This is a genomic window from Cardiobacterium sp. (genome assembly GCF_057314735.1).
The window spans coordinates 1-15,419 of sequence record NZ_DBHKZK010000014.1 but is presented as its reverse complement, the minus strand read 5'-3'; the positions used below and the strand labels follow the sequence as shown (position 1 = coordinate 15,419).

The window sequence follows — 15,419 nt, the reverse complement described above, 5'->3', positions numbered from 1 at the left end:
TTTCTATATCAACTACGGATTTGTTTGAGGCAGCATACATTTTAGGACACCACCTTATTTGGGACAGCCCGCGGAAACTGCCGGAGCGCGTCGTCCCGCAACAGGCGCCGTACACCGTACTGGCGAGCAGCGACTAGAGCGGGCGCGAATTTCCCGTCAGCAGCCATTTGCCGATGGACTGGCGAACGGCGGGTGGTCTCCATCAGGCACCGCCCGGAGAAATCCTCCTCGCGCCGGGGCATCCGTCCGGCGCGGGTGGCTGGTGGGCGGCGCAGGTGTTTATCCCGCCGCTGATGGTGATTGCTGTTGCCGCGCTTGTTGAAGTGATTTTGCGACGGCGGCGTGGTTATCAAAAAGCCCGCTGATGCGGGCTTTTTATGGGAGGTGTCAGAAATACGGCGAGCTGTGGCAGGGTTGCAAGATGGTGACCGGGCGGCCGTTTTGGTATGCCTGCCGTTCAACGTAGCAGGGTTCGTCGCCGTAGCCGGGGCGGTAACCGCCGGGTCTGTGGTAATTGCCGGGCGGGTTGCTGTTGAGGTGAATATTGACGCGGTCGTTCCAGATGGCGACATCGCCCTGCGGCGCGGTGATGCCGCTTTCGTGCCAGTAGCCGCTGGTGTTGCTGCTGATGCTGTTGCCCGCCATGCCGTAGGTGACGGTGCTGCTTTCGTGGTAGTCGCCGAAGTAGTCGCTTTGGGTGCAGCCGCCGAGGGCGAGCAGGGCGGCGAGGAGGGATGTTTTCATGGTGGCGGGTTGCGGGTGGTGTTTTGGCCGGAGCGGCTGGTCAGCGGGCAATCTGTGGTCAGCGGCAAGCACTATTTGCCCTTTAACATACACCTGAGCGCTCCATCGTGCTATGTAAAAAAACGGGTTATGACTGCTTCAGCGCGTAGATGCCCGGCAGGTGGCGCAGGTAGCCGTGGTAGTCCATGCCGCAGCCGTAGATGTAGCGGTCTTCCACTTCACAGCCGACGAAATCCGGCGCGTAGCCCGCCACTTTGCGGTCGTGTTTTTTGTTGAGTAGTACCGCGCTGCGCAGGCTTTGCGGGTTCTGCGCCTTGAGTTCTTCGATGATGGCTTTGATGGTGACGCCTTCGTCGTAGATGTCGTCAATGAGCAGGATGTGTTCGCCCGCAACTGCCGCGGTCGGCCGCATTTTCCAGACGAGGTCGTCGCTCGCCGCGTTGTCGCGGTAGCGGGTGGCGTGCAGGTAGTCCATGCGGTGAAAGAAGGAGAGGCGCGTCAGCAATTGTCCGGCGGGGATGAGGCCGCCGTTCATGACGACGAGGATGAGCGGGTTCAAGCCCGCGTAGTGCAGGTTGAGTTGCGCGGCGAGGTGGTCATAGGCGGCGTTGATGCGACCGCTGTCAATCAGGCATTCGCTGTTGCGCAGTACAGTTTCGAGGTCGGCGTTGGTGAGGTTTTGCATGGTTAGTAGCTCAGGGTTTTGTTGTTGGAGTTCATGATTTCGCCGACGATGTAGCCGCCGCTGACGACTTCACTGACTTCGGCGATGAGGTTGTCGCCCCAGCGTTGTACGACGTATTTGCTCGCCTTGATGACGACGCCGCTCTGGTAGGCTTCTTTGATGAGGTCGTAGAGGGTTTCGCCCGCCTTGCGCCCGGTTTCGGTTTTGTCGGCGACGCCACGGATGGCGAGTTCGCCCGCGCGCCCGGCGAGGATGATTTCGGCGTGGTAGTCCATCGAGGCGGCGATGGTCGCGTGATAGACGGGTTCGAGTATTTCCGCGCTGTTCTGCGGGTCGCTGTTGAGGATGATGACGACGAGTTTTTCGGCCATGTTTGCTCCGGGTGGGCGCGCATTATAGGAGTTGCGCCGCGTGGGTTCGCAGTTTTTCCTGCGCCGCGTGGTAGGCGGGTTCAAGCGCGGCGGCGTCAAACGGCTGGCCGCGCAGGGTGGCAAGGCGGCGCGCGCTGGCATCCGCGTCGCGGTGGAAATAGCGGCGGGTCAGTACTTGGCGGATGGCGGCGAAGTCGTTGCACATCAGGGTCACGTCCGCCCCGGCGTCCAGCGCTGCCTGGATACGCTTTGCCGGGTCGGTGATACCAAGCGCGCCCGCCATGTCGAGGTCGTCGCTAATGATTGCGCCATCAAAGCCCAGCGCGCGCAGTTCGGCGAGATGCACCGGCGAGAAGCTGGCGGGACGGTGGTCGGTCTGCGGGAAGACGATATGCGCTGGCATCAGTGCTTCGATGCCGCTTTCAATCTGGCGGATGAAGGGGTAGCGGTCGGATTCGCGTTCGTCCGCATCGCGCGGGTCTTGCGGCAGGGTGTGGTGCGAGTCGCCGACAACCCGGCCATGTCCAGGGTAGTGTTTGCCGACGGCAATCATGCCAGCCGTGCGCAGGCCGCGCCGCAGCGCATCGGCAAGGAGTACCACCACGGCGGGGTTGGCGTGAAAGGCGCGGTCGCCGATAACGCCGGAAGCGGGGTCTTGTAAATCCAGCACCGGGGTGAAGCTGAAATCAATGCCAAACTGGCGCAGTTCGTAAGCGATAACGACGCCCGCCGCTTCCGCCAGTTCGCAGGCGAGCAACGGGCGGCGGTCAAAACAGCGGCCAAACGCGCCCATCGCCGGGATGACGGTGAAGCCGTCGCGGAAACGCTGCACCCGCCCGCCTTCGTGATCGACGCAAATGAGCGCGTCCGGGCGTTGCGCACGGATAGTGGCGCAGAGCCGTTTCAGTTGCGCCGGGCTGCTGTAATTGCGGCTGAAAAGGATGACGCCCGCACAAAAGGGGCGGTGCAACAGCGCCGCTTCCTGCGCGAGCAGCATCGTTCCTTCAATGCCAATGATGACTGCACTCATGCAAGCTCCAGAAAAAACGCAATTTTAACACGCCGCCACGCGGACAATGACCGCGCTTTCTGCCGCAAATGCGGCAGCTTCGCTGCGTGCGGTGAAAAAATCTCGCGCGAAGTCTTGACTCGCAAAGGCTTTGCCTGTTTAATGCGCGTCCTTTCCACGGCCAAGTAGCTCAGTTGGTAGAGCAGCGGATTGAAAATCCGCGTGTCGGTGGTTCGATTCCGCCCTTGGCCACCATCCCTTTCCATTTTTAAGTATTCATTGAGGTCCGGCTATGTCCCGCATCTGCCAGGTGACCGGTAAAAAGCCGATGGTCGGTAATACCGTTTCCCACGCAAACAACAAAAACAAGCGTCGTTTTCTCCCGAATATTCAGGAACACCGCTTTTGGGTCGAGAGCGAAAAGAGCTTCGTCAAACTGAAAGTTTCCACGCACGGTATGCGCATTATTGACAAACGTGGCATTGATGCCGTTCTGGCAGAAATCCGCGCCCGTGGCGAAAAAATTTAAGGAGTGAGTCATGGCCAAGAAAACCGCACGCGACAAAATCCGCTTGGTGTCTTCCGAAGGAACCGGACACTTCTACACCACGACCAAAAACAAGCGCAATATGCCGGAAAAAATGGAAATCAAAAAATTTGATCCGGTTGCCCGCAAACACGTTATCTACAAAGAAGCCAAAATCAAATAATTCTGGCGCTTTGCATCAAAACCCGCCTTCGCGGGTTTTTTTATATCTGCTGCATCATGGAAACGATACTCTCCGCCCAACACCTTGCCTTCCGCCGTGGCCGACAAACCATTCTGCGCGACGCCTCGCTTGAACTGCGCGCGCGGGAAGTGGTCGCGCTGATTGGCGGCAATGGCGCGGGCAAAACGACCCTGCTGGAAATCTTGACCGGCGCGCTGTCGCCCGATCGCGGCACGGTACGCCATCACGCCAAACTGCCGCGTTTCTGGCTGGGTTATCTGCCGGACAAGGCACCACTCTATCCACAATGGCGGGTATGCGAATTTTTGCAAACCTGCGCACAAATGCGCGGCGTGCGCGATGTCAAAGCGGCGATGGACGACGTCATCGCCCGCTGTCATTTGCAGGCGGTGGCGCACAAACGCTGCGGCGAGCTGTCGCATGGTTATCGGCAGCGTGTCGGTTTGGCGCAGGCGCTGATTCACTGTCCGCCGCTGTTGGTGCTGGATGAGCCGACCAACGGTCTCGACAGCGACCAGCGCGCTGCCTTGCGCCCGCTGTTGGCGGGGCTGGGCGAAAGCGGTTGCGTATTGATGACCAGCCATAACTGGGACGAAGTGCTGGCGGTGGCGCAGCGTGTCTATCGCCTGCATGACGGCGTGTTGCAAGAAATCGTTATTCCGCGCGTGGACACGCCGCATTTGTGGGTGGCTTACGATACCGTCATGCAGGCACAGGCGTTTGCGACGGACGCAGTCGCGCAGGACGGCCGTTTCCTCGCCTTTGCCCACGATGGAAGTGCCGCAGCGCGTCAGTTGCTCTGGCAGCGGCTGGCCGCGCAACCCAGCGTCAGCGCTTTCTATGACGCCTATCCCGACGCCGCTTTTCAGGAAAAATTATCTGCCGCAGCGTGTCAGTCGGAGGAGGTCAAGGATGTGGCGTAGCCTGTTGCGCAAAGAATGTCGCCTGCTGGCAACCCCGGCATTTTTTGTCGCCCTGACCGCTTCGTGGTTCGCACTTGGCTGGTTTCTCGTCAGCGGGTTGCTGGAATATCAGGCGATTGCGCCGAAACTGGCGGGATTGGAAAACCGCCGAGGCGCGACCGAAACCCTGCTTGGCAGCGCCACGCAATTGCTGCAATGGCTGATGATCCTCTGCTCCATCTATTTCGGCGCGCGCAGCCTCGCCAGCGAACGCCTTTGGCATACCGATGTGCTGCTGCGCGGGGTGCGCGGTGGCGCATGGCGCTTGCTGCTCAGCAAAACCGTCGTCCTCTTTGCCGCGCTGGCGCTGCCCGCATTGCCGTTTTGGCTGTTTGTCGTCTGGATGGCGCGCAGTAGCGTCTGGGATGGCGGGTTGTTGCAGGCATTGGCGCTAGCGCAATTATTCATTGCAGGCTATGCGACGCTGCTGGCGCAGACGGTTTCCGCTTCGCAAAAGCAACCCTTGCCCGCCTCGCTCCTGTTAGCCCTGCTTTGGTTGATGCTCTGGCTGCTGCCGGTATTGACCACCACCCCGCCGTGGCTGGTGGAAATGCTGCGCTGGTTCTCGCCGTTTGAGCACCTCGCACTGCTCTATCGCGGCATCGCCAGTATGCAGACACTGGTTTTTGCGGCAATGCACCTGCTGTTGTTCGCTACCCTTATCCCCCTGTTTTGGAACCGGAATGCCTGATGATGTCTTTCCTCTTTGATTACGGACTGTTTCTCGCCAAGGCGCTGACCGTAGCGCTTTGTATCCTGCTGGTCGTTGCCACTGCGGCGGCGGGCAAACGCCGTCATGGCGACGATGATGACAAGATGGTCATCCGTTCGCTCAACGAACATTACGAACAGCAGCGCGAGCGCCTCAATGCCGAACTGCTCGACAAAAAAACGCTGAAAGCGCAACACAAGGCGCAGAAAAAAGCGGCAAAACACGAGGGTGAACACCACAAGCCGCGCATCTTTGTGCTTGATTTTGATGGCGACATTGAAGCCTCGGCGGTTGAACAACTGCGTGAACAGATTAGCGCGGTCATCCAGGTGGCAGGTACGGAAGACCGCGTCCTGCTGCGATTGGAAAGCGGTGGCGGGCTGGTACACGCCTACGGCCTTGCCGCCTCGCAACTGGCACGGCTGCGCGAACGGCAAATCCCGCTGGTGATCGCGGTCGATAAAGTCGCCGCCAGCGGTGGTTACATGATGGCGTGTCTTGCCAACGAACTCATCGCCGCACCGTTTGCCATTCTCGGTTCGGTCGGCGTCATCGGCGCGATGCCCAATTTCAACGAACTGCTGCAACAATACCGCATCCGCTACGAAGAACACACGGCAGGCGAACACAAGCGCAGTTTGACACTTTTTGGCGAAAATACCGACGCAGACCGTCAGCAATTCCGCCACGAACTTGCCGTAACCCACGACCTCTTCAAAAACCACATCCGCCGCTACCGTCCGCAGCTGGACATTGACGCCATCGCCACCGGTGAAACGTGGTATGGTGTGCAGGCAGTGGAAAACCGGCTAATTGACGCCGTCGGCACCAGCGACGATTACATTTTGGCCCATTTGCAGAGTCACCAACTGGTGCAGTTGGAAGAACACATACCGGAACGCTGGCTCGACAAAATCAAACACCGCATTCTCAGCAAAATCCAGGCGCGACCGCTGAAAGCACGCATCCGCTGAAACGCGCCACCGTATTGAAAACATGAGGAAACTATTGATGAATATCCAAGAACTTGAACCCCGTGCGGTCTGGCAATATTTCCACCAAATCACGCAAGTTCCCCGCCCCTCGGCACAGGAAGAAAAAATCCAGCAATACATCCTCGACGAAGCCGCCCGCCTGGGGTTGCCCGCCGAACGGGATGCGGGTGGCAACATCCGCGTGCGCAAGGCGGCAACCGCCGGACGCGAAAACGAACCCGGCGTCATCCTGCAAGCGCACCTCGACATGGTCGCGCAAAAAAACCGCGATACCGTGCATGACTTCAGCAAAGACCCGATCCGTACCGTCATTGATGGCGACTGGGTGCGCGCCGACGGTACCACGCTCGGCGCCGATAACGGCATCGGCGTCGCCATGGTGCTTGCCATCCTTGCCGACAAAAACCTCAGCCATCCGCCGCTGGAAGCGCTGTTCACCGCCAGCGAAGAAATCGGCCTGCTCGGTGCTTCCGCCGTCCAGCCCAACTGGCTGAACGGCAGCGTCCTGCTCAACCTCGACTTTGAAGACGAAGGCGAACTCTGCATCGGCTGCGCCGGGGCGACAAACGTCGACTACACCGTGCCGCTGCAATACGAACCGCAGCAAGGACAAGGCTACCAACTGCACGTCGGCGGCCTCAAGGGCGGACACTCCGGCGTGGAAATCCATCTGCAACGCGGCAACGCCATCAAAATCCTCGTCCGCGTCCTGCAAGCGCTGCATGACGACCCGAACAACGCGCTCAAAATCATCGGCCTGCAAGCCGGCGACCTCAGCAACGCCATCCCGCGCGAAGCCGATGCCGCCGTCGCCCTGAACGACAGCCAGCTTGCCGCCGTACAACAGCGCCTGCACGAACTCACCGCCGAAATCCGTGCCGAACTGCCCGCCGAAGACCAGGGACTGCACATCAGCCTCGAACCGGGTGCGCCCTTCAGCCACATCCTCAGCGCACAAAGCGCGCGCCAGGTCATAGGCCTCCTGCGCAACCTGCACAATGGCGTGGACCGCATGAGCGTGGACATCCCCGACCTGGTCGAAACCTCAAACAACCTCGCTGCCGTCAAAACCGACGACAAGGCGCTCTACATCCTCTGCATGCTGCGCTCCTCCGTGGACAGCGCCCGCGCCGAACTGGCCGCCCGTATCGAAGCACTCTTCACCCTGGTCGGCGGCAGTTGGCAATACAGCGGTTCCTACTCCGGCTGGAAACCGCAGCCACACTCCGAACTGGTGGAAAAACTGGTCGCGCTCGGCACCAAAATCTACGGCAAGGCGCCCTCCGTCAAGGCCATCCACGCCGGGCTCGAATGCGGCATGCTTTTCACCAACTACCCGCACTGGCAAATGGCATCCTTCGGGCCGCACATCGTCTCACCGCACTCCCCAGACGAAAAAGTAAACATCGCCAGCGTTGGCCGCTGCTACCAATGGCTGACGGATTACCTGCAGAACAAATAACAGCTAAATAAAAATTCATTTTTAAGCAATATTAAGGCGCTGTTGGAATATCAGAATACAACAGCGCCTTAATTGCTGATGGTGACAGGTACAAATAAATATTCGTCAAAGAAAAATCGTTATGTTATAAATGCTTTTAAGAAAATAATCATTGTAAACATAGTGTTACCTTTTGGCACCATTCTTGCTTAGATGTAAAATACAGCTTTCCCACTGCACAACTGTGCGCACTGTAAACATGGAGAACATGATGAAAACACATAAAAAAACAGGAATATCGTTCCGACCGCTCTTTCTGACCACCGTGGTTGGTTTCGCTTGCCAGCATCTCGCAATGGCACAGGGCGCACCGACCCCGCCGGCCACACCGGCTCCGACAGGTCCAACAGTTAAAACCTCTCCTTTTCTTCCGCGTCCGCCGCAGCTCTATAACGAAGCGACCAAAACCAAAGGCGGCGTTCCTCCGAATGTCATGATGCTCATTGATGACTCGGGCAGTATGCAAGCTGCAATTAGTGGTTGGACGGGTATGGCGAGGAATTGGGCGACACAATGGCATTGTCATTATAATTTGAATAATAGCATTCACTGGACATCAAACCCTAGATGTTATCTTGTGTTTTATATTCCCAGTCAATATGGTAGAGGAGATATTGCTTTTGGGAGAGGTTCGCTTGAAAACTATACTTTTGGTCAAACCACGCGAATGGATGTGGTCATAGACGGCATACATTTGCTCATGAATAAACATGGAAGCAAGATTAATTGGAGTATCTATTCTCTTTGGGGTTCAGAAGAGCGTTGGTGGAGCCATCCTTATGGAGTTGGGCCGGGGAACGAAATTTATCCTACTCGCCATGTTCGAGGCTTTGGGTTTAAAACAACAAAAATCCCATCACCGAGAGGATTTTCAAATAATACAGCGGAGCAGCGTAAATATGTTAATTCACTTTCTCCCCTGATAGATACGCCAACTACAGATCGCTATATCCGTGCGGTGCGTAAAGTACGAGATGAAATTAAATACCGTTGTCAGAAGAGTTATGTTGTTTTGCTGTCAGACGGTGATGCCAACGTAGATGAAATTCCGGGTACAGCTGATGAACGTGTGTATGATAATGCGACAGGATTCTATGCTTGGGAAACTGCACTTTACGGAAGGTTTGAAAATTCAGGGAATACTGATGCTAAGGGCGATAATTTTTATTGGAATTATCCACCAGAAGGAGGCTGGAAAGGATATCGTGCTTATGGTGCCTTTGAAAATGAGCCTTGGATGGGGCCTTACTCAGGCATTGCATTGTTTAGTCATCGTTTAGCAGCAGATTCAACAGATTTGAGAACAAGCGGAACAGATGCAGAAGGCGGTAGTTGGGATGACCCCAAATATAAAAACCAACGGATTTATACTTATACAATAGGTTTTGGTAGTGATTTGTCTGGCAGGGGAAAAATGTATCTGAGAGATGGTGCAGCCTGTCCTTCAGGGCAAACCTGCAGCTACATGGTCACAACGGCTGAAGAATTAAATAATGCTTTTGATTCGATTTTTGCAAATATTACAAACGAAGAAGGGGTACAGTCCAAAAATACCCGCTCAACGTCTACACCCTCTGTGTCGGGCAGTTCTATTGCAACTATTGCAGCCAGCACTTCTATCAATACGGAAAACTGGAGCAGTATGATGCTGTTTAACTGGTTTGACTCGGAAGGTAAAAAAATTAAGGCAGGGGATCCCATCCCTGCAGAATATGATAACCGCACGATATTAGTAAATAATGGTGAGCCAGGAGGTATATACAATTTTTCTGAATCTGATGCATCACATAAAGGCGATTTTGGTCTGACTTCTGACCAAGAATATAAAGAAGCTTTTGCGCCTTGGCTCATGCGGAATCCAGGTAAGACAGATGCGCAAATAAAAACAGCAGCAGATGCTATTACGCCACGCTTGGTTCAAACTTATCGCGTACGAACCCCGGGAGCTACAGATAAGCAGCGCCAAATGGGAGATGTATTGGGAAGCCCGGTCATTGCATTGGGCAAGGATAGTTTGGGAAAGCAAAAGTATGTTATTACGGCTGCTAATGATGGTATGACCTATATTTTTGAGTCAACCAATTCTTCAAGCGAAAGCACGTCGCCTTATAATCTTGCCTTAAATTACCTACCTGCAGGAATGCAGCGCGAAAGTAAGGACGATACGCTGACGGTTGGCAAGGCAATTCCTGCAACGGCAGAAGCAGATTACGGCAAAAATGATGATACTAATCCGCACCTTTATCTAAATAATGGAGGTATAGCGTGGGTTGAAACGCCGGATACTGCGGGGCTTCAGCGTCAATACGTCCTTTTGGGTAACATGGGACAAGGGGGGCGAGGTGCATATGCGCTATCTGTAGCAGGTAACAAACGCGATGGTTCTGGACCAGCGGGAATGGATGCAGGGCGCTCAAACTGGCTCAGCGAAGTCCCCCTTTGGGAAACACAGAAGGGTACAGGAAACGGGCTGGGTTATACCGTTGGCAAAGCGACATTGACGCAGGTGGCTACCAATTGGGAGAACAACAAGCCTAAAATTGAGTCGGGGGTTCGTCTGTACGCTTTCCTTGCCAATGGTTACCAGCCGGGAACATATGATGATGCCGGTATTTTTACAGCCAATACTAATGTGACTGCTTATGATGCGACTCCTACCCTGTATGTTTATGACATGATGGGACAGGAATTTGGTACGTCTGCGACAACAGGAACAGTAAAGACAGGTGATAGTGCAGGAACATTGGTTACTAAAATTCCGACTGTTGGTGCGAGTGGACCAGGAGCATTAGCCAGCCCCACCTTGGTAGATGTTGACTATAATGGTGTCATTGATGTGGCCTATGCGGGCGATCAGTTCGGTAACTTGTATCGTTTTGACCTTCGTGGTCCAGTGAGTACTTGGAAGGCACACATGATTTACAAAGGTCAACCGACACAGCCTATAACTTCTGCCCCTGCGGTATATCGTAAAAATGAAAACGAATATATCGTTGTTTTTGGTACAGGTTCTGATCTCTTCAAACATGATCAACGTAGTCAAAACCAACAGATGATAATGGGCATATACGACAGTCTGAGTGAGCGTAATCCCAGTACACTATCTTATAATTCTGGATCAATATTGGAACAGTCTTATGATCATAACGCTACGGATAAACGCTATATAACCGATGCCGGTTTTAATCCAACCAGTCATAAAGCATGGCGGATTATGTTGAATGAAGGTCAAACGGGCGGGGAAACAATTGTAGCTGCTGAGAAAGTAGTTTCAAGCCCCCAAATGTTGTTGAGTACGGCATTTGTATCAACGAGAGTGTATGAGGTTACTGAAAAGAACCAGCAACTGCCCAGTGGCGTGGATCCCAAAAAAACCTGCTATGATACTGAGACAAGCATCAAAACAGAGGGGCATAGCTGGTCAATGGCAATAAATGTGCTTACGGGAGCAGGGCCAGATCTTGCTAACGGTGCCTATTATTATCAGCCAAATAGTAATGAACCAGATCCACAGGCAGGACATAATGAAGGGGTACTTACTTCTGCAATGAATATCATAGATACAGCGAATTCTGCACCTACATTATGGGCAAATGGAGCTAACGGTAATGCAGGTGATGGTTTGTTGACTGATCTTGGAAATCCAAAAAGCTCCGAGCAGCGTAACGACTGTTTGGCAAAAACAGCAAAGATGGCAAACGTCATTACTAAGGCAGCTAAAGGGGCAGAGAGAAACCCCGGAACACCAGCCGATCCTAATGATCCAGGTGCAGGTAATGTTGATGCTCAATCTGTAGGTGGGAAACTCTGTGGTGATCCATCCCTCTTCCGCGCAAACGAACGGGAAATTCAGTTATAAATCAGGAGGTCTATATGCAGATAAAAAGGAGAGTTTTGGTGGGTGCATGGCGCACCCACCAGAAAGGAATGACATTATTGGAAATAGTAGTGTCCATGCTAATTGTTGCCCTAGGGTTAGCAATGAGTGTATCTATGATTCAGTCTGCAAACCGTTTTGGTGATACAGCAGAATACACCGCCTTTGCCCTTCAGAAAAGTCAATTGATCATTGATACAATGCGAGCCAATGCGCTGGCTAAGGAAACTTATGTGGTTAACGGGATAAGTGCAAACCCAAATAATGGAGACTACAAAGGTGTATATGACAGTTTGAATTCTATATATGATGCTGCCAATAAAGATGCGGCCTTATCCAGGTTAGTAGATAATTTACGGTGTAAAAATTCTGCTTGTACCTTGGCTGAAGAAAATGCCAAGGCAGATGTTTACGCATGGGCAGATGAAATTATGAGTACATTGCCGGGAGGCAGAGCATTGCTAAGAAAAAATAATGATAATTATGAAGTAATTATTATGTGGAAACACGTTTCTGCTACAGACAATGAAAGCGATGCCCCTGTGCAGGGAACACAAGTTTGGTTTGCGTTATGAAGGTGTTGGAAGGATGAACGTAAAATCTCTATATAAACAACGGGGATTATCCCTGATAGAATTATTGATAGCCATGGGATTGGGTGTGTTACTTTTGATGGGCCTGATAACCGTATTTGGCACAGCAAACCAATCTTCTAAGCGTCGTTCCACTTCGGAAAATCTTGATGAAGTTCGTCGACAGGTTGTGAGTAGATTGGAATACGATCTCCATAATGCGGGCTATCTTGATCCTTTTTCAAGTGCAGCAGCAGCGCAATCTACTTTTGATACGGAAGATCCACAAGTTTTAGCTATCTATGCACGCCAAGCAGCAAATTTAAATGCTAACCTAAATGAAGCAACACCATTGGGTAAATTTACGGAAGGAAAAGTTATTCCGCTTTTGGGCTGTAATGGGAATTTTACTGATTCGAGACCAACTGTAGAAAGCTTGGCGGGTTGCCAAAGCAGTAATTCCGATCTGCGCCAATCTATTCAAATTGGATATCAGACTTTTGCTCCAGATGATGTTCAGGCAAAAGAAAGTAGCAATCCTGCCAAAGCACCTTCTCGTTCATTGGCCTTTAAAGCTCAAGAGCAGGACGCGAGTTTTAGTGGTGCTGGTAGGGATTGTCTTGGTAGAAAGGTAGCAGACAAAAGAGGTCTGGTAATTAACCGGTATACCGTTCGGACAGGAGATACCAATATTGGCAAAACGTCTGATAAGGTGGGTAGTTTTGGTTGCAGCAGTAATGTTGACGGATGGCAAAGCATTGTCGAGGGTGTTGAGGAAATGACTTTCCGATACTTGGTTACTCCGGAAAATAAAACTGCGGCTGGCGAAAAGGTTGATCTGAAGGATGCTACGAGCGGTTTGGAAACTCTGACTTATTTACCCGCACCTAGAGTGGAAAACGTTAATGATGCAGCCTTAAAATGGGCCAGTATTGTTGGTGTGGAAGTTTGTCTAGTTGTCGCTGTAGAACCCATGGATGGCGAACGGGATCCGTATTTTGCAAATGTGCAAAAAACAGTTCCTACCTGTGCGCGACAAGATCCTAATAATACGGATGCAAAAGCAAAATTTAGAGATGACAATCCCAGAAAATCGGGCGACTCGCGGTATTATAAGCGCTACGTGCAGGTGATTACTATGCCTAATAGCTTATATGTACCAGAATTATCAAAATATAAAAAATGATAATTCAATAATTATTAAAGGTGTAAAAATGAAATATCTTGCATATCACCCTAAAGAAAAGGGTATTGTGTTGCTCAGCTGCCTTGTATTTCTATTAATTCTGTTGGGTGTTGTCAGATTCGTTATGACAAGTTCCCGTTTGGAAGAACGCAAGGCGGGAGTTGATTATGAAATGATGACCGCCCGGCAGTCTGCCCAAATGGCCATTCGCTATGCTGAAAAATATATTATTGACCAAGGATTTAAGTCGTGTATACGATCGGGGACTTCAGGTACAAATACTACTGCTCCAGGTAATGCAGAGACAAAATGTAGGGAGAAAAATCCGGCAGAAGCAGCAAATAATCTTTGGAAAAAAGGTGATAGCGATCTTGGTAATGCCTTGAGCAATCTTGGGCAGGCAAATCTTCTAAATAAGGGCATATATACCTATTCATTTGTTAAAACAGGCTATTCTAGCTGTAGGCCTTTTTGGACGTGCGTGAATTGGACAAACAATGCCAAATCTGTGGAATTCGCAGGTAAACAGCTTAATACTGCAGCAAATGCTCGTCTTGAATCTATAGAATGCGAAGAATGTGTAACCTCGTCTGGAATTAAACCAAGATTTGTCATAGAACGTTTCCTTTCTAATGAATTGAAAGATATGGAATTTCCAGATAGTGGACTTGAAATGAAAAGTAAGGATGTCGTTGTATTTCGTATTACAGCTGTTGGCTTTGGCAATGGCGAAGGTGGTGCTAATGTCAAGACGACAAATGCAATGATGCAGGCAATCTATGTTCTTAATGGCTAATGTTATATTTTGGAGGCTGTATGTTAAAGTTTAGGAGAGGCCAGCAAGGCTTCACACTATTGGAACTTTTAGTAACAGTAGCTATTTTGGGAGTTTTGCTTGGAATAGCTGCACCCAATTACCGTAATTTTGTAGATGGACAAAAAGTTCGCTCAGTTCTTAACGAATGGAAAAGTGCTTTTTATTTTGCACAGAGTGAAGCGTTACGACTTAAAGATGGGGTGGTTTTCTGCTCCGCTGATGCAAGCGGAAAGAATTGCAACAACCGCAATGACTTTAGTAACGGCTGGCTCGTGTTGCATCAAGAGGGAGATAAAGTTGAAATATTGCAGGATAATATCTTTGAAAATAAAAACATTAATATTTCTCTGGAACCAGAGAATTTTAATGGCAAACTGAATTTTTTTGGAAACGGTCGGGTAGATATTAATGCAGGTGCTTCGTTAGTCATAAGAAGCAGCTCGCATACATCAAAACTAAAAATTTCGTCAGGTGGTCGTTTAAGGGAGACTAAGGAATGAAAAGAAATAATGGCTTTACGTTGCTGGAAGTTCTAATTGTTATCGCAATTATGGGGATTTTATTGGCTATTGCATTGCCAAATTTTGGACAGTACGCTGTTCGTGCACAGCGTGTAGAGGCGAGGAATGCTTTGCAAATGATAGCCAGTCAGATAGATCAGCATTACCGGGTTACCCGTAATTATAAGATACTATCGGATAAAACTAGCCTTTCTAATGATACTATTAAAAATTGGAAGCTGGATAGGATTCCAGTCACAGGGAATAAACGCTACGACATTAGTTTTGTCAATGGGTCTATTACAGAAACGGGATATATTATTCAGGCGACAGCTGCAGGGGTGCAGGCTCAAAGAGATAAGGATTGCCCGTATTTCTTTTATGATCAGAGCGGAGCGAAGATGGCTTCAAAAACGGCGACACCGCCTGCCGAAGGTAGCCGGGATCCTGTATCAATAGCTTGTTGGTCCAAATAATTCCTTCTGCAAATTTACAAACCCTGCCCATTTGGGCAGGGTTATTTTTTATCTCATCGAGAATTTTTGAAACGAAGAACAAGCGGATTAGTTCGCTTCCTGAAACTTATAGCCATCCACCGAAAACCTCATGCTGTGTTGCGTCGCCTCACCGTACAACCGCGTACTGTCTTCGGCGACGCGCCTTGTCTGAAACTTTCGGTGGATGGCTATAATGCTTTGAATCTTGGGTGGTGTCCTAAAATGTATGCTGATAAACGGCGGGCAAACAAAAAGCAACG

General features: G+C 51.4%; 18 protein-coding genes and 1 tRNA gene. 15 read left to right on the top strand and 4 right to left on the bottom strand.

The window, feature by feature from the left end:
- The first annotated feature begins 173 nt into the window (after positions 1-173).
- A complete protein-coding gene (locus ACO54Z_RS01600; protein WP_485995437.1) occupies positions 174-365 on the top strand; it encodes a hypothetical protein in 192 nt (63 codons plus the stop codon).
- A gap of 22 nt (positions 366-387) precedes the next feature.
- Here the strand turns inward: ACO54Z_RS01600 and ACO54Z_RS01595 are convergent, their stop codons facing one another.
- The 4 genes from ACO54Z_RS01595 to nagZ all read right to left on the bottom strand — a co-directional run bounded on the left by ACO54Z_RS01595 (position 388) and on the right by nagZ (position 2,830).
- A complete protein-coding gene (locus ACO54Z_RS01595) occupies positions 388-744 on the bottom strand; it encodes a hypothetical protein (RefSeq protein ID WP_485995436.1) in 357 nt (118 codons plus the stop codon).
- A gap of 127 nt (positions 745-871) precedes the next feature.
- Positions 872-1,429, bottom strand: a complete 558-nt coding sequence (locus tag ACO54Z_RS01590) for a hypoxanthine-guanine phosphoribosyltransferase (protein WP_485995435.1) — start codon at positions 1,427-1,429, stop codon at positions 872-874.
- A gap of 2 nt (positions 1,430-1,431) precedes the next feature.
- Positions 1,432-1,800, bottom strand: coding sequence for a DsrE family protein (locus tag ACO54Z_RS01585; protein ID WP_298081355.1), 369 nt, complete (start codon positions 1,798-1,800; stop codon positions 1,432-1,434).
- 22 nt (positions 1,801-1,822) lie between these two features.
- Positions 1,823-2,830 carry a beta-N-acetylhexosaminidase gene (gene nagZ / locus ACO54Z_RS01580; protein WP_485995434.1) on the bottom strand — a complete coding sequence of 336 codons (1,008 nt, stop codon included), beginning with the start codon at positions 2,828-2,830 and terminating at the stop codon, positions 1,823-1,825.
- A gap of 158 nt (positions 2,831-2,988) precedes the next feature.
- Here nagZ and ACO54Z_RS01575 point away from each other — a divergent pair.
- The 14 genes from ACO54Z_RS01575 to ACO54Z_RS01510 form a co-directional block, all read left to right on the top strand.
- A tRNA-Phe gene (locus ACO54Z_RS01575) sits at positions 2,989-3,064 on the top strand.
- Positions 3,065-3,101: 37 nt separating this feature from the next.
- Positions 3,102-3,338, top strand: coding sequence for a 50S ribosomal protein L28 (gene rpmB, locus ACO54Z_RS01570; RefSeq protein WP_485995433.1), 237 nt, complete (start codon positions 3,102-3,104; stop codon positions 3,336-3,338).
- A 10-nt stretch (positions 3,339-3,348) separates the two neighbouring features.
- Entirely contained in the window at positions 3,349-3,519 is a 171-nt protein-coding gene (gene rpmG / locus ACO54Z_RS01565) for a 50S ribosomal protein L33 (RefSeq protein WP_004138878.1), read from the top strand.
- Positions 3,520-3,575: 56 nt separating this feature from the next.
- Positions 3,576-4,463, top strand: a complete 888-nt coding sequence (locus ACO54Z_RS01560) for an ABC transporter ATP-binding protein (RefSeq protein WP_485995432.1) — start codon at positions 3,576-3,578, stop codon at positions 4,461-4,463.
- Positions 4,453-5,193: a hypothetical protein gene (locus tag ACO54Z_RS01555; RefSeq protein ID WP_485995431.1), complete on the top strand. Its 741-nt coding sequence runs from the start codon at positions 4,453-4,455 to the stop codon at positions 5,191-5,193. Before ACO54Z_RS01560 ends, ACO54Z_RS01555 begins: the two co-directional genes overlap by 11 nt.
- On the top strand, positions 5,193-6,188 hold the full coding sequence (gene sohB, locus ACO54Z_RS01550) for a protease SohB (protein ID WP_485995430.1): 996 nt from the start codon (positions 5,193-5,195) through the stop codon (positions 6,186-6,188). Before ACO54Z_RS01555 ends, sohB begins: the two co-directional genes overlap by 1 nt.
- Positions 6,189-6,225: 37 nt before the next feature.
- A complete protein-coding gene (locus ACO54Z_RS01545) occupies positions 6,226-7,671 on the top strand; it encodes an aminoacyl-histidine dipeptidase (protein WP_485995429.1) in 1,446 nt (481 codons plus the stop codon).
- Positions 7,672-7,921: 250 nt separating this feature from the next.
- Positions 7,922-11,569, top strand: a complete 3,648-nt coding sequence (locus ACO54Z_RS01540; RefSeq protein ID WP_485995428.1) for a PilC/PilY family type IV pilus protein — start codon at positions 7,922-7,924, stop codon at positions 11,567-11,569.
- A 14-nt stretch (positions 11,570-11,583) separates the two neighbouring features.
- Positions 11,584-12,162 (top strand): prepilin-type N-terminal cleavage/methylation domain-containing protein, encoded by a 579-nt coding sequence (locus tag ACO54Z_RS01535; protein WP_485995427.1) that lies wholly within the window; start codon positions 11,584-11,586, stop codon positions 12,160-12,162.
- A 13-nt stretch (positions 12,163-12,175) separates the two neighbouring features.
- Positions 12,176-13,345: a PilW family protein gene (locus ACO54Z_RS01530; RefSeq protein ID WP_485995426.1), complete on the top strand. Its 1,170-nt coding sequence runs from the start codon at positions 12,176-12,178 to the stop codon at positions 13,343-13,345.
- Positions 13,346-13,373: 28 nt separating this feature from the next.
- A complete protein-coding gene (locus tag ACO54Z_RS01525; RefSeq protein ID WP_485995425.1) occupies positions 13,374-14,141 on the top strand; it encodes a pilus assembly PilX family protein in 768 nt (255 codons plus the stop codon).
- Positions 14,142-14,161: 20 nt separating this feature from the next.
- On the top strand, positions 14,162-14,662 hold the full coding sequence (locus ACO54Z_RS01520) for a GspH/FimT family pseudopilin (protein WP_485995424.1): 501 nt from the start codon (positions 14,162-14,164) through the stop codon (positions 14,660-14,662).
- The gene (locus tag ACO54Z_RS01515; RefSeq protein ID WP_485995423.1) at positions 14,659-15,138 is read left to right on the top strand and encodes a type IV pilin protein; all 480 of its coding nucleotides are present in this window, start codon (positions 14,659-14,661) and stop codon (positions 15,136-15,138) included. Before ACO54Z_RS01520 ends, ACO54Z_RS01515 begins: the two co-directional genes overlap by 4 nt.
- A 66-nt stretch (positions 15,139-15,204) precedes the next feature.
- The coding region (locus ACO54Z_RS01510) for a hypothetical protein (protein ID WP_485995422.1) at positions 15,205-15,419 on the top strand (215 nt) is incomplete at its 3' end.

Excerpts from the sequence above, each read along its gene's own strand:
- ACO54Z_RS01600 (WP_485995437.1), top strand. The coding sequence starts at position 174 with ATGGACTGGCGAACGGCGGGTGGTCTCCATCAGGCACCGCCCGGAGAA.
- ACO54Z_RS01595 (WP_485995436.1), bottom strand. The coding sequence starts at position 744 with ATGAAAACATCCCTCCTCGCCGCCCTGCTCGCCCTCGGCGGCTGCACC.
- ACO54Z_RS01590 (WP_485995435.1), bottom strand. The coding sequence starts at position 1,429 with ATGCAAAACCTCACCAACGCCGACCTCGAAACTGTACTGCGCAACAGC.
- ACO54Z_RS01585 (WP_298081355.1), bottom strand. The coding sequence starts at position 1,800 with ATGGCCGAAAAACTCGTCGTCATCATCCTCAACAGCGACCCGCAGAAC.
- nagZ (WP_485995434.1), bottom strand. The coding sequence starts at position 2,830 with ATGAGTGCAGTCATCATTGGCATTGAAGGAACGATGCTGCTCGCGCAG.
- rpmB (WP_485995433.1), top strand. The coding sequence starts at position 3,102 with ATGTCCCGCATCTGCCAGGTGACCGGTAAAAAGCCGATGGTCGGTAAT.
- rpmG (WP_004138878.1), top strand. The coding sequence starts at position 3,349 with ATGGCCAAGAAAACCGCACGCGACAAAATCCGCTTGGTGTCTTCCGAA.
- ACO54Z_RS01560 (WP_485995432.1), top strand. The coding sequence starts at position 3,576 with ATGGAAACGATACTCTCCGCCCAACACCTTGCCTTCCGCCGTGGCCGA.
- ACO54Z_RS01555 (WP_485995431.1), top strand. The coding sequence starts at position 4,453 with ATGTGGCGTAGCCTGTTGCGCAAAGAATGTCGCCTGCTGGCAACCCCG.
- sohB (WP_485995430.1), top strand. The coding sequence starts at position 5,193 with ATGATGTCTTTCCTCTTTGATTACGGACTGTTTCTCGCCAAGGCGCTG.
- ACO54Z_RS01545 (WP_485995429.1), top strand. The coding sequence starts at position 6,226 with ATGAATATCCAAGAACTTGAACCCCGTGCGGTCTGGCAATATTTCCAC.
- ACO54Z_RS01540 (WP_485995428.1), top strand. The coding sequence starts at position 7,922 with ATGAAAACACATAAAAAAACAGGAATATCGTTCCGACCGCTCTTTCTG.
- ACO54Z_RS01535 (WP_485995427.1), top strand. The coding sequence starts at position 11,584 with ATGCAGATAAAAAGGAGAGTTTTGGTGGGTGCATGGCGCACCCACCAG.
- ACO54Z_RS01530 (WP_485995426.1), top strand. The coding sequence starts at position 12,176 with ATGAACGTAAAATCTCTATATAAACAACGGGGATTATCCCTGATAGAA.
- ACO54Z_RS01525 (WP_485995425.1), top strand. The coding sequence starts at position 13,374 with ATGAAATATCTTGCATATCACCCTAAAGAAAAGGGTATTGTGTTGCTC.
- ACO54Z_RS01520 (WP_485995424.1), top strand. The coding sequence starts at position 14,162 with ATGTTAAAGTTTAGGAGAGGCCAGCAAGGCTTCACACTATTGGAACTT.
- ACO54Z_RS01515 (WP_485995423.1), top strand. The coding sequence starts at position 14,659 with ATGAAAAGAAATAATGGCTTTACGTTGCTGGAAGTTCTAATTGTTATC.